This is a genomic window from Streptomyces sp. NRRL B-3229, from assembly GCF_000719505.1.
Taxonomy (GTDB): Bacteria; Actinomycetota; Actinomycetes; order Streptomycetales; family Streptomycetaceae; genus Streptomyces; species Streptomyces griseorubiginosus.
This window is the reverse complement of the sequence record NZ_JOGP01000001.1, coordinates 680,364-693,311: the sequence shown is the minus strand read 5'-3', so window position 1 is coordinate 693,311 and position 12,948 is coordinate 680,364. Positions and strand designations below refer to the sequence as shown.

Here is a 12,948-nt window from a genome sequence, read left to right as displayed (position 1 = left end):
CTCCCACCCCCCATCTCCGTCAGGTCCGCCCCCAGCCCCCTTCGCCCTCTTCGCTACGAACTCCGGCGCGCGACGGGGATCGGGACCGGTTTCCTCACCGCCGCGGCCGTACTCGTGACGTCCGCCCTCACCGCCGTACTCCTGGCACGGGTCGGTCACACCCCGCAGGCCCGCCTGCTGGCCGCATGGCCCAGGCAACTGCCGCTGCCCCCTGCGGCTCTCGGAGCGGGACTGCTCGGCGCGCTCGCCTTCGGCGACGAGTTCCGCCACCCCGCCCTGGCCGCGGACCGCGGCACCGTACCCCGTCGGCTGGGGCTGCTCGCCGCGAAACTCGTCGTCGCCGCGGTCACCGCGCTGTTGCTGGCTCTTCTCGCGGTGGGCTGCGACGCCGAAGTGCTGTACCTCGTCTACGGACGGGAGCTCACGGAAGTTCCCGGCGACTGGGTGGTGTTGAGCGCGAGTTGGATCGGACTCGTGATCGGGTGCGCCTGGGCAGGCGTCCTGGCCGCCGGCATCTTCCGGTCGACCACGGCCGGGCTCGCAGCGGTGGTCTCGGTGCCCGTCCTCGGCGTACCCCTCGTACAGAGGGCCCTGGAGGGGGCGTCCGTGCGGACCGCGGCAGGACTGGCCGCGCGGTTGCGTGAGGTCTTCCTGATCCAGTGGCCCTTTGGTGGAGGGCGCTATCTGGCCGGAGCGGTGCGAGTGATCGTTCAACCTGTGGGTGGCGCAATGACGTTGTCGCTGACCGCGCTGCTGTGTGCATATCTGCTCACGAGCCTGCGCGGCAGGGTCCGATGACGACCGTCCGTGCCGTTCCGGTCCCGACGTGCGCACAACTCCCCGGTGAAAGCGCATTTCTTTCCGATAAGGCGTCAATTGCGACGGGGTGAGCGATCACCCTTTCGTGTGCTTTTCACCAAAGACCTCAAGGGAGTTGGAGGCGACGCCGACAAAGGATCCGTGAGTACCCTTGCGCACACCATGATGACCGCCGCCCGCTCCGCCGACTCCGGTCTGGCCGGCCCGGGCGAACTCGACCGCTACCCCTACGCCGAGGCCCCGGCCGTCGGCCGCGTCGGAGCCCCCATGTGGGACGGCTCGGACCCGGAGCTGGGCCGCGTGGGCCGACGAGCTGCCGGCAGCCGTGGGCGCGGACTGCACGGCCAACTCGTCCAGCAGCTCGGACAGATGATCGTCTCCGGTGATCTGGGCGCCGACCGTCCGCTCGTCCCCGAGGAGATCGGACAGCGCTTCGAGGTCTCCCGCACTGTCGTCCGTGAGTCGCTCCGCGTCCTTGAGGCCAAGGGCCTGGTCAGTGCCCGCCCGAACGTCGGCACGCGCGTGCGTCCCGTCAGTGACTGGAACCTCCTGGACCCGGACATCATCGAGTGGCGGGCCTTCGGACCGCAGCGCGACGATCAGCGCCGCGAGCTGAGTGAGCTGCGCTGGACGATCGAGCCGCTCGCCGCGCGCCTGGCCGCCGGACACGGCCGTGACGACATCCAGCAGCGCCTCGGCGACATGGTCGAGATCATGGGGCACGCCATGAACCAGGGCGACGCGATCACCTTCTCCCGCGCCGACGCCGAGTTCCACTCCTTGCTCATCCAGGTTGCGGGCAACCGCATGCTGGAGCACCTCTCCGGGATCGTCTCGGCCGCCCTCCAGGTCTCCGGCGGCCCGGTCACCGGATGTGACCGGCCGAACGAGTCGTCGTTGGCGCACCACGGCCGGATCGTCGACGCACTCGCCACCGGCGACGGCATGGCGGCCGAGGCGGCCATGCGGCAACTTCTGATCGTCCACCCCGAGGTGGAGCGCGTGGTGCCCGCCCCGCGCGAGCACTGACCGCGCGCAGCGGGCGGCGCGGCCGGGGATGCCTTCCCCTTTCCGCAGCATCGTTCGGCCGTCGAACCGCCGCCGTCGGACCCCGCAGGGTCTACAGGGACCCTGCGGGGTCCGACGGCGCGCAGGGGTGAGAGCATTTCCTGGCATCGCCGACCGGAGCAACCGGCTGACCATGTCTGCCCACGTCTGACCGTTTTTGGTTACTTACGGGGTGTGACTCGGGCCACGCGGATTGGGCGTAACGCTCGTGGAAACAGCGCGATGACCTAAGAGGTGACAGCCGCGGAGGGAATACGGACGCCGTTCAAGGCGCTGTGCATCTTCCCCGGCCCCCGCCCGCGCCGTCGGCCCTTCCCAGGTCGGTGGTCGGCTCCTGTCCGCCATGGACGGGGCCGGAAGCCGTTTTCCAACGTTCCGAGAGGTTGTTCGTGTCGGCCAGCACATCCCGTACGCTCCCGCCGGAGATCGCCGAGTCCGTCTCTGTCATGGCTCTCATTGAGCGGGGAAAGGCTGAGGGGCAGATCGCCGGCGACGACGTGCGTCGGGCCTTCGAAGCTGACCAGATTCCGGCCACTCAGTGGAAGAACGTACTGCGCAGCCTCAACCAGATCCTCGAGGAAGAGGGTGTGACGCTGATGGTCAGTGCCGCGGAGCCCAAGCGCACCCGAAAGAGCGTCGCAGCGAAGAGTCCGGCCAAGCGCACCGCCACCAAGACGGTCGCGGCGAAGACGGTGACCACGAAGAAGGCCACCGCCACCGCCACCCCTGCGGCTCCCGCCGCCGAGCCCGCTGTCGAGGGCGAGGAGCCCACGAAGCCCGCCGTGAAGAAGGCGGTCGCCACCAAGAAGGCGGCCGTGAAGAAGACGGTCGCCACCAAGAAGACCGCGGCGGCCAAGAAGACGACCGCCAAGAAGGACGACGCCGAGGTCATCGAGGAAGAGGTCCTCGAGGAGATCAAGCCCGGCGAAGAGGAAGAGGAGGGGGCCGAGAACAAGGGCTTCGTCCTCTCCGACGACGACGAGGACGACGCTCCGGCCCAGCAGGTCGCCGTCGCCGGCGCCACCGCCGACCCCGTCAAGGACTACCTCAAGCAGATCGGCAAGGTCCCCCTGCTCAACGCCGAGCAGGAGGTCGAACTCGCCAAGCGCATCGAGGCCGGTCTGTTCGCCGAGGACAAGCTGGCCAACGCCGACAAGCTGGCTCCGAAGCTCAAGCGCGAGCTGGAGATCATCGCCGAGGACGGGCGCCGCGCCAAGAACCACCTCCTGGAGGCCAACCTCCGCCTGGTGGTCTCCCTGGCCAAGCGGTACACCGGCCGCGGCATGCTCTTCCTGGACCTCATCCAGGAGGGCAACCTCGGTCTGATCCGCGCGGTCGAGAAGTTCGACTACACCAAGGGCTACAAGTTCTCCACGTACGCCACCTGGTGGATCCGTCAGGCGATCACCCGCGCGATGGCCGACCAGGCCCGCACCATCCGTATCCCGGTGCACATGGTCGAGGTCATCAACAAGCTCGCACGCGTGCAGCGCCAGATGCTCCAGGACCTGGGCCGCGAGCCCACCCCGGAGGAGCTGGCCAAGGAACTCGACATGACCCCGGAGAAGGTCATCGAGGTCCAGAAGTACGGCCGCGAGCCCATCTCCCTGCACACCCCGCTGGGCGAGGACGGCGACAGCGAGTTCGGTGACCTCATCGAGGACTCCGAGGCCGTCGTCCCGGCCGACGCGGTCAGCTTCACGCTCCTTCAGGAGCAGCTGCACTCCGTGCTCGACACCCTGTCCGAGCGCGAGGCGGGCGTCGTCTCGATGCGCTTCGGTCTCACCGACGGTCAGCCGAAGACCCTCGACGAGATCGGCAAGGTGTACGGCGTCACGCGCGAGCGCATCCGCCAGATCGAGTCGAAGACCATGTCGAAGCTGCGCCACCCGTCGCGTTCGCAGGTGCTGCGCGACTACCTCGACTAGGTCCTGGTCGTACGACACCGAAGGCCCGGTCCCTGCCCAGGGGCCGGGCCTTCGTGCTGCGCGCACAGGCGCCCTGCATGACTCTGGGTTTCCGATCACCACACGGAGTGAGGAGCATGCATGCGTTGTTCCATTGCCCGGACGCTGACCCGGCCGCTGACCCGGCCGCTGGTTCTGGCGGCCTTTGCCGCGGCCATACCGCTGGTGTCGGCCGCCCCTGTGGCGGCCGACAGCATTGTCGTCGGGGGATTCCCGGTCGATGTGTCAACGGCACCCTGGACCGTGGCTCTGTCCAGCCGTGACCGGTTCGGGGGTACGCGTGCCGGGCAGTTCTGCGGCGGTGTCGCTGTCGACCCGACCACGGTGCTCACCGCGGCCCACTGCATGGGCGAGAACGTGCTGGGAGCGCCACCGGAGCGGGTGCGCGACCTCCGGGTCATCGCGGGCCGTACGGACCTGCTCTCGGACCAGGGAGCGGAGATCGCCGTACGCGAGGTCTGGGTGAATCCCGGATATGACCCGCAGACCAACGCGGGGGACTTCGCGGTCATCACTCTCGCACAGCCCGTGCCGCAGAACGCCGTGATCGGCATGGCGGCCACCGGTGATCCCGCATACGCGGCGGGGACGCCCGCCACGGTGTACGGCTGGGGCGACATCACGGGCGGGGGTGACTACGCCCGAAGCCTGCGGGCCGCGCAGGTGCATGTGATGTCGGACACGCGTTGCCGTGAGGCCTATCCGGGTACGGCCGAGGGCACCTACCTCGCCGACAGCATGCTGTGCGCCGGGGAGGAGCGTGGCGGCCGCGACTCCTGCCAAGGGGACAGCGGGGGTCCGCTGGTCGCGCAGGGCAAGCTGGTCGGACTCGTGTCCTGGGGGAACGGCTGCGGGCGTGCGGGCTGGCCCGGCGTCTACACGCGTGTGTCCGACATCATGCGGACTCTGGACCAGCAGGGGCCCGGAGGGTCCGCCTCGGCAGCGCGGAACGGTGGAGGAGCGCCTCAGGGGCGCTGAGCGGTCTCGTACGAGCCATGAGCAAGGGCGGCTGCCCCTGGGAGCAGGGGCAGCCGCCCTTATGCCGACCTGTGTCGGCGCCGGCTCGTCGTGGACGCGAGTGTCAGCGCTCTTCTTCGGAGGCGTTAGCGGGAACGGCCGTGAGCCGCTCCGTCTCGTCCTGTATCTCAGCGGCGATCTTCTTGAGTTCCGGCTCGAACTTGCGACCGTGGTGGGCGCAGAAGAGCAGTTCTCCGCCGCTGATCAGGACGACGCGTACGTACGCCTGGGCGCCGCAGCGGTCGCAGCGGTCTGCGGCCGTCAACGGGCTCGCGGGGGTCAGAACAGTAGTCACGTCGCCTCTTCTCTAGCTCGACGAGCTGTCGTACCAGGGTCAACATCCAACCAGCCCCAAAACGTTCCCGCTCGGGGCTTCTCCCAGAGAGAAATTTTCCGGACGGCTGGCTGCTGCCGGTTTGGCGGCGAATGTGCCGTATTGCGTGTCTGTGTGTCTTACGGTTTCGCGCTGGTCGGTCAAGGTCGGTCCCGCCGGCTGGGTTGCCGGTTGTTCATGAGGACGTGCCCGGAGCCTAAATGGTTCATGCCCCTGAGGGAACGTGATATGTACTTCACCCCTTCGAGGGATCGAACAGGTATGCGACTCTGGATTAGTCTGTCTTCCGCACGAGGGTGGCGTTACAACGGCTCTACCAGGCCTCGGTACCCTCATGGCGGCTACCGAAGCCGCGCCCTTACCCAGAAGGGCCCCATCTGAAATTCAGCGAGGAGCGAACCGCGTGACCGCCGAGACGTCCGTGCCGTCCACAGCTCTGCTGGCAGGAGCAGACCGGGACGGTTCCAACTACACCGCGCGGCACCTGCTCGTCCTCGAGGGGCTCGAGGCCGTACGCAAGCGCCCGGGTATGTACATCGGCTCGACCGACAGCCGTGGCCTCATGCACTGCCTGTGGGAGATCATCGACAACTCCGTCGATGAGGCCCTGGGCGGGTACTGCGACCACATCGAGGTGATCCTCCACGACGACGCCTCCGTGGAGGTCCGGGACAACGGCCGGGGCATCCCCGTCGACGTCGAGCCCAAGACCGGCCTGTCCGGTGTCGAGGTCGTCATGACCAAGCTGCACGCCGGCGGCAAGTTTGGAGGCGGCTCGTACGCGGCCTCCGGCGGTCTGCACGGTGTGGGCGCGTCCGTGGTCAACGCCCTGTCCGCGCGACTGGACGTCGAGGTCGACCGCAGCGGCCACACGCACGCGATCAGCTTCCGACGCGGCGTGCCGGGTGCCTTCGCGGCGACCGGGCCCGACGCAAAGTTCGACGCCACGAGCGGCCTGCGCAAGACCAAGAAGATCCCCAAGACCCGGACCGGCACGCGTGTGCGGTACTGGGCCGACCGTCAGATCTTCCTCAAGGACGCCAAGCTTTCCCTGGAGAACCTCCACCAGCGCGCCCGCCAGACGGCGTTCCTGGTGCCCGGCCTGACCATCGTCGTCCGTGACGAGTTCGGTCTCGGCGAGGGCGGCAGCAAGGGCGAGGAGTCCTTCCGCTTCGACGGCGGCATCAGCGAGTTCTGCGAGTACCTGGCCGCCGACAAGCCGGTCAACGACGTCCTCCGCTTCTCCGGCCAGGGCACCTTCAGGGAGACTGTCCCGGTCCTGGACGAACACGGCCAGATGACCCCGACCCAGGTCACCCGTGAGCTCGACGTCGATGTCGCGATGCGCTGGGGCACGGGATACGACACGACCCTGAAGTCGTTCGTGAACATCATCGCCACCCCCAAGGGCGGCACCCACGTGGCCGGCTTCGAGACGGCCGTCACCGGCACGATGAACGAAGTGCTGCGTGCCAAGAAGCTGCTGCGCGTGGCCGAGGACGACATCGTCAAGGACGACGCTCTCGAAGGCCTCACCGCGGTCGTCACCGTCCGCCTGGCCGAGCCCCAGTTCGAGGGCCAGACCAAGGAGGTCCTCGGCACCTCGGCGGCCCGCCGCATCGTGAACACCGTCATCTCCAGGGAGCTCAAGGCCTTCCTGACGTCCACGAAGCGGGACGCCGCGGCCCAGGCCCGAGTCGTCATGGAGAAGGCAGTCGCCGCCGCGCGCACGCGCATCGCGGCCCGCCAGCACAAGGACGCCCAGCGCCGGAAGACGGCCCTGGAGTCCTCCACGCTGCCGGCCAAGCTCGCCGACTGCCGCAGCGACGACGTCGACCGCAGCGAGCTGTTCATCGTCGAGGGGGACTCCGCGCTCGGTACCGCGAAGCTCGCCCGGAACTCCGAGTTCCAGGCGCTGCTGCCGATCCGCGGCAAGATCCTCAACGTTCAGAAGTCGTCCGTCACCGACATGCTCAAGAACGTCGAGTGCGGCGCGATCATCCAGGTCATAGGGGCGGGGTCGGGCCGGACGTTCGACATCGACGCCGCCCGCTACGGCAAGATCATCATGATGACCGACGCCGACGTCGACGGTTCGCACATCCGCTGCCTGCTGCTCACGCTGTTCCAGCGCTACATGCGGCCCATGGTCGAGGCGGGCCGGGTGTTCGCGGCGGTGCCGCCGCTGCACCGGATCGAGCTGGTCCAGCCGAAGAAGGGGCAGGACAAGTACGTCTACACGTACTCGGACCGCGAGCTGCGCGAGAAGCTGCTGGAGTTCCAGAGCAAGGGGGTTCGGTACAAGGACTCCATCCAGCGGTACAAGGGCCTCGGCGAGATGGACGCAGACCAGCTGGCCGAGACGACGATGGACCCCCGGCACAGGACCCTGCGCCGGATCAACCTCGCCGATCTCGAGGCCGCCGAGCAGGTCTTCGATCTGCTGATGGGCAATGACGTGGCGCCCCGGAAGGAGTTCATCTCCGGGTCGGCCGCCACACTCGACCGGTCGCGCATCGACGCGTAGTCGCTGGGCTCGGGCGGGGCTGCGACTGGCCTCGCCCGGGGTTCGGGCGGGTTTGGCGGTTGCGCGTATCGAGCCTCCGGGATTTGTGGCCGGGGCGGGCGGCTTACGTGGGTGTGGTCGGGGTGGGTGATCGGCGCGGCCTTTTCGCCCTTGGGGACGGGTGATGGCCGCGGGTGCAATGCGAGCCGGGCCCGGCGGCCGAAGCTGCCGGTGCCGGCCGGCGGTCGATGCCTGCCGGACGGGCGTCGGCGACGGTTGATGCAGGTTCGTTGATTGCGTTGCCTGGCAGGCCCGCGGGGCGGGTGCTCACTCGACGGTTTCGACGGCTGGCGGATCAGCGTCCGACTCGGCGGTCACTTCTCACGTTGTGCGCAGGTCCAGCCGCCATCGGCCGGGGCGTCTCCACCCGAGGGTGGAGGGCGCACCCGCTGCGGAATCCACCCGTGATCCACCCCGGCTCCGATCTCCCGACCTGCGGATTTCCGTAGCTTCGAAGGTGTCGGCGGCATCCGCAGCCGGCAGTCCCTTCCTCGCTCACGGAGGCTGTGATGTCCGGGCTCGTCGACGCGTTGCTGATCGTGGTCGCAGTGATCGTGGTGATCACCCGGCAGTTCCGCGCAAACCGGATCGACACCGGGCGGCGCTGGTGGCTGCTCCCCGTGATCCTGGCCGTTGTGGCGCTCCGGGAGGCGGGACTGGTGGACCACCGGCACCACACAGCATCGCTCACTCTGCTCGTCGCCGAGCTGCTCACAGGTCTCGCCATCGGAGCCGGCTGGGCCTGGACCAGCCGCATATGGACCGAGCCGAACGGGACGGTGTGGAGCAGGAGCACCAAAGCGAGCGGAGCCGTCTGGTGCGTCGGCATCGGACTGCGAGTCGGCCTCTTCGCGCTCGGTGCGGCGATAGGTGTCCACCAGGACTCCTCCGCGCTGCTGCTCGCTCTGGCCGCCACCCTCCTGGTGCGCTCCGCGATCCTGGTCCGGCGTGCGCAGTCCCTGCGCCCGACCGTTGTCCCCGCACCGTCGTACGGTGAGCCCATGTTCGAGTCCACGGGGAAGGTACGCGGGTGACGGAGAACAGCTGGACCCGCTGGCCCTCCCGGGAGGCGCTCACCCGTGAGGCGGCCACGCGCCCCCGGCGGGTGCTCGGCTGGGTCACACGGTCGCTGGTGCTCGCCATGCTGCTGTGGGGGGCCTTCAACGGCACCCATGTCCGTGGCTGGGGCGTGCTCGTGGCGGTGGCTGCGATCCTTTCGGCCACGGTCGTGGGTTGGGCACTCTTCCGCACCACCCTGGCGCACCGGCTCTGGCCCTCCCTGGCGCTCTACGGCGTCCTTCTGGCGATCGGGGTCGTCGCCCAGGCCTCCGACTTCGGAGTGATCGCCCTGGTCCTGTGGTGCGGTTGCGCCATCACCGCGCTGGAGCGGCTGCCCATCGCCGCCGCCCTGCCGGTGGCCGTGGTCGCCCTCGCCCTGTACGCCGCGGTCAACGACGACGCATGGCTGACCACCCTGGCCACCACCACGGGACTCGCCCTGGCCGGCTACGTCCTGCGGCTGGACGCCGAGGCACGCGGCAGTGCCCAGCGGCTGCTCACCCAGGAGAGGGCGGCCCGAGCGGCCGAGGCGGAGTCCGCGGCACTCGGGGAGCGGGCCCGTATCGCCCGGGAGATCCACGACGTGCTGGCACACAGCCTCTCGGCCCAGCTGGTGCATCTGGAGGCGGCCCGGCTGCTGATAGAGGGCGGAGCCGACCGGGACCAGATCCTCGAAAGGGTGGTCGCGGCCCGGGGCATGGCTCGCGACGGTCTCGCCGAGACCCGGCAGGCATTGTCGGCCCTGCGCGGGGACATGACGCCGCTGGAGGACTTCCTGAGTCAGCTCGTGGGCACGGACGACAGAGCCGAAGCCACCATTTCGGGTGAGCGCAGGCCCCTGCCGGCCGAGGCATCGCAAGCGGTGCGCAGGGTCGCCCAGGAGGCCCTGACCAACGTCCGCAAGCACGCGCCGGGGGCCAAGGTCCGGATGCGGCTCGAGTACGGCGAGGACCAGGTGACGCTCGTGGTCCGGGACTCGGGTGGTTCGCCGGGTGAACTCACCACCGCCGGGGGCGGGTACGGTCTGCTGGGGATGCGGGAGCGCGCCGAACTGCTGGGCGGTTCGCTGGACGCGGGGCCGGACGACGAGGGGTTCATGGTGACGTTGAAGGTGCCGGTATGACGGAGGGGGCGCAGACGAAGCCTGCGCGGGTGGTCGTCGCGGACGACCAGACCGTGGTCCGCGAAGGCATCGTGATGTTGCTCGGCCTGCTGCCCGGGATCGAGGTCGTGGGCGCCGCGGGGGACGGCGAGCAGGCGGTGCAGCTGGTCGCGGAACTCGCCCCGGACGTGGTGCTGATGGACCTGCGCATGCCCCGCTGCGACGGGGTGGAGGCGACCCGGCGGATCCTGGCCGAGCACCCCGGCACGCAGGTCGTGGTGCTGACGACGTACGCGGACGACGACTCGCTGTTCCCCGCGCTCAAGGCGGGAGCGCGGGGCTATCTCACCAAGGACGCGGGAGGCGACGAGATCGTACGGGCCGTGCACAGCGTGCTCTCCGGGGACGCCGGGCTCTCGCCGAGCATCCAGCGACGGCTTTTGGAGCGGCTGTCGCAACCCGAGCCGCCTCAGCCGACGGTCACCTCCGTGGAACCGCCCGACGGGCTCACCGCCCGGGAGGTCGAGGTGCTGGCGTTGATCGCCGAAGGGCTCACCAACCAGGAGATCGCCCGCGCACTGCACGTCTCCACCGCCACCGTGAAGACGCACATCAACAACCTGTTCGCCAAGACGGGACTCAAGGACCGTGCACAGGCGGTGCGTTACGCCTACGCGAAGGGACTTGTGCGGCCACCGACGGGAGGAGTCACCTGATGGGGTGAAGTGCGCGGGGAAGGAGAGTCGGGGGTCTTCCTGTTCTGTCCATCCTTGAGCATGCAGTCAAGCAACGCTCGTCCCCGCGGAAGCGGGGGTGACGCCGAGAGTTCGGCCGAGACCCACGACGGGCACGATCAGGCTCGCGTCGAGGCGTCCGGGGTGCGGTACGACGATCCCTGGTACGACGCGCTCGCCTCCGGCTGGGGCGAGACGAGCGGTGACGGCACTCCCGTGGCCCCGGTTGACGCGGCACGCGCGGAGCGCGCGGACAGGGCGGCGGCCGCGGCCGATGTCTACCTCGAAGTGCAGCGCAGTGCGGCCTTCCAGGAGGTGCGCAGCCGGTACCGGCGATTCGTGGTCCCGGCGGGGATCGGGTTCTTCGTCTGGTACGTGGCCTACGTCGTGACGGCGACGAGCGCGCCGGGGCTGATGGCTCGACCCGTGGCGGGCGCGGTGAACGTGGCGATGCTCGCAGGACTCGGACAGTTCCTGACCACGTTCCTGCTGACCTGGGCCTACGCCCGGCATGCGCGGCTGCGCCGGGACCGTGCCGCGCTCGAACTGCGCTGGGACACCCAGGAACTGACGCGTACGGCTCGGGGCGGTGCTGCATCGTGACGGGGAACTACCAGACTCTGGCCCTGCTCCTGTTCAGCGCGTTCGTCGCGGTCACACTGGGGATCACGACGTGGGTGAGCCGTCACCGGCACGGCTCGGCGGAGGAGTTCTACGCGGGGGGCCGGCTGTTCTCGCCGATGGAGAATGGTTTTGCCATCGCGGGCGACTACATGTCGGCGGCGTCCTTCCTCGGGATCTCCGGGCTCATCGCGCTGTTCGGGTACGACGGGATGCTCTACTCGGTCGGCTTCCTCGTGGCTTGGCTGGTGGTGCTCTTCCTGGTCGCCGAACTGGTGCGCAACTGCGGGCGGTTCACCCTCGCCGACGTGGTCGCCGCGCGGATGAACGAGCGGCCGGTGCGGATCGCGGCGGGAACCTCTTCGGTCACTGTGTCCGTGCTGTACCTGGTCGCGCAGATGGTCGGCGCGGGCAGTCTCGTCGCGCTGCTGCTCGGCGGCACCGGTGAGGCGGCACAGTCCTGGACCGTCATCGGGGTCGGCGCACTCATGGTGATCTACGTGTCCCTGGGAGGGATGCGAGCCACCACCTGGATCCAGATCGTCAAGGCGGTGCTGCTGCTCGGCGGGACCGTGGCGCTGACCGTGCTGGTGCTGGTGCGGTTCCACGGCGATTTCGATCAGTTGCTGCTCACGGCGGCCGAACGCAGTGGCCATGGCCGGTCGTTCCTCGCGCCGGGCCTGAAGTACGGCGGGGACTGGACCGCGCGCTTCGACTTCATCAGCCTGGGACTCGCGCTTGTGCTCGGCACAGCGGGGCTGCCGCACATCCTGTCCCGCTTCTACACCGTGCCCACCGCACGCGCGGCACGGCGTTCGGTGGTCTGGTCGATCGGGCTCATCGGGGGTTTCTACCTGATGACGATCGTCCTCGGCTTCGGTGCCGCGGCGATCGTCGGGCCCGCAGCAGTGAGGGGATCGAACGCTGCTGGGAACACCGCCGTCCCATTGCTGGCCCTCGACCTGGGCGGTGGTGCCGACTCCACGGGCGGAACGGTTCTGTTCGCGATCGTCGCCGCCGTCGCCTTCGCCACGATCCTTGCCGTGGTCGCCGGCATCACGCTCGCCTCCTCGGCCTCCGTCGCCCATGACCTGTACGCCTCGCTACGGCGTGGACGCGGGAAGCCGCGCAGCGAGGTGGCCGTGGCCAGGACCGCCGCCGTGGGGATCGGGGTGGTCGCGATCGCCCTCGGCCTGCTCGCGAGGGACCTCAACGTGGCTTTCCTGGTCGGCCTCGCCTTTGCCGTCGCCGCGTCCGCAAACCTGCCGGTCCTGTTGTATTCGCTGTTCTGGCGGGGGTTCACCACCCGGGGTGCCGTCTGGTCCGTCTACGGCGGGCTGGTCCCGGCCCTGGCCCTGGTGCTGCTGTCGCCCGTGGTGTCCGGGAGCCCCGAATCGCTGTTCCCTGGTCTCGACTTCCAGTACTTCCCGCTCCAGAACCCCGGCCTGGTCTCCATCCCACTGGGCTTCGTCGCGGGCTGGCTCGGCACGATCACCTCGGCGGAGGTCGCTGACGAGGCCAAACACGCGGAGACCGAGGTGCGGTCACTGACGGGGGCGGGGGCCGTGTAGCGACGGCGACGTCGAGCGGGCGGCGCCCTGCGTCGTCGCACGGCGCGCGTCTCCGCCGTACGACATCCGACGCTGGGTCCTCCAGGCGTA

At 69.3% G+C, this 12,948-nt stretch carries 10 protein-coding genes and 1 pseudogene; 10 read left to right on the top strand and 1 reads right to left on the bottom strand.

Annotated elements, in window-relative coordinates; all coding sequences use genetic code 11:
- From IF54_RS0103020 to IF54_RS0103005, 4 genes and pseudogenes are all read left to right on the top strand, one after another.
- A pseudogene (locus IF54_RS0103020) lies at positions 1-798 on the top strand (ABC transporter ATP-binding protein); the annotation flags it as partial.
- A 162-nt stretch (positions 799-960) separates the two neighbouring features.
- Positions 961-1,848: a FadR/GntR family transcriptional regulator gene (locus IF54_RS0103015; RefSeq protein ID WP_078851854.1), complete on the top strand. Its 888-nt coding sequence runs from the start codon at positions 961-963 to the stop codon at positions 1,846-1,848.
- A gap of 428 nt (positions 1,849-2,276) precedes the next feature.
- Positions 2,277-3,815 carry an RNA polymerase sigma factor gene (locus IF54_RS0103010; protein WP_030314154.1) on the top strand — a complete coding sequence of 513 codons (1,539 nt, stop codon included), beginning with the start codon at positions 2,277-2,279 and terminating at the stop codon, positions 3,813-3,815.
- Between the two features lie 120 nt (positions 3,816-3,935).
- Positions 3,936-4,832, top strand: a complete 897-nt coding sequence (locus IF54_RS0103005; RefSeq protein WP_037819090.1) for a S1 family peptidase — start codon at positions 3,936-3,938, stop codon at positions 4,830-4,832.
- A 103-nt stretch (positions 4,833-4,935) separates the two neighbouring features.
- On the opposite strand, the gene IF54_RS0103000 is transcribed toward IF54_RS0103005, so the two are convergent.
- A complete protein-coding gene (locus IF54_RS0103000) occupies positions 4,936-5,166 on the bottom strand; it encodes a DUF7455 domain-containing protein (protein WP_030314151.1) in 231 nt (76 codons plus the stop codon).
- Positions 5,167-5,608: 442 nt separating this feature from the next.
- Between IF54_RS0103000 and IF54_RS0102995 the strand changes: the two genes are divergently transcribed.
- The 6 genes from IF54_RS0102995 to IF54_RS0102970 all read left to right on the top strand — a co-directional run bounded on the left by IF54_RS0102995 (position 5,609) and on the right by IF54_RS0102970 (position 12,858).
- Positions 5,609-7,732, top strand: coding sequence for a DNA gyrase/topoisomerase IV subunit B (locus tag IF54_RS0102995; RefSeq protein WP_030314149.1), 2,124 nt, complete (start codon positions 5,609-5,611; stop codon positions 7,730-7,732).
- 548 nt (positions 7,733-8,280) lie between these two features.
- Positions 8,281-8,805, top strand: coding sequence for a DUF1453 family protein (locus IF54_RS0102990; RefSeq protein WP_030314146.1), 525 nt, complete (start codon positions 8,281-8,283; stop codon positions 8,803-8,805).
- On the top strand, positions 8,802-9,953 hold the full coding sequence (locus IF54_RS0102985; protein ID WP_030314144.1) for a sensor histidine kinase: 1,152 nt from the start codon (positions 8,802-8,804) through the stop codon (positions 9,951-9,953). Before IF54_RS0102990 ends, IF54_RS0102985 begins: the two co-directional genes overlap by 4 nt.
- Positions 9,950-10,648 (top strand): response regulator transcription factor, encoded by a 699-nt coding sequence (locus IF54_RS0102980; RefSeq protein ID WP_030314141.1) that lies wholly within the window; start codon positions 9,950-9,952, stop codon positions 10,646-10,648. Before IF54_RS0102985 ends, IF54_RS0102980 begins: the two co-directional genes overlap by 4 nt.
- A gap of 60 nt (positions 10,649-10,708) precedes the next feature.
- Complete coding sequence (locus IF54_RS0102975; protein WP_030314138.1) at positions 10,709-11,269, top strand: DUF485 domain-containing protein; 561 nt, start codon at positions 10,709-10,711, stop codon at positions 11,267-11,269.
- Complete coding sequence (locus IF54_RS0102970; protein WP_030314135.1) at positions 11,266-12,858, top strand: cation acetate symporter; 1,593 nt, start codon at positions 11,266-11,268, stop codon at positions 12,856-12,858. The genes IF54_RS0102975 and IF54_RS0102970 overlap by 4 nt, the downstream gene beginning before the upstream one ends.
- The last annotated feature ends 90 nt before the right edge of the window (positions 12,859-12,948 follow it).

Coding starts and splice junctions, on each gene's coding strand:
- IF54_RS0102990 (WP_030314146.1), top strand. CDS start 8,281: ATGTCCGGGCTCGTCGACGCGTTGCTGATCGTGGTCGCAGTGATCGTG.
- IF54_RS0102975 (WP_030314138.1), top strand. CDS start 10,709: ATGCAGTCAAGCAACGCTCGTCCCCGCGGAAGCGGGGGTGACGCCGAG.
- IF54_RS0102980 (WP_030314141.1), top strand. CDS start 9,950: ATGACGGAGGGGGCGCAGACGAAGCCTGCGCGGGTGGTCGTCGCGGAC.
- IF54_RS0103005 (WP_037819090.1), top strand. CDS start 3,936: ATGCGTTGTTCCATTGCCCGGACGCTGACCCGGCCGCTGACCCGGCCG.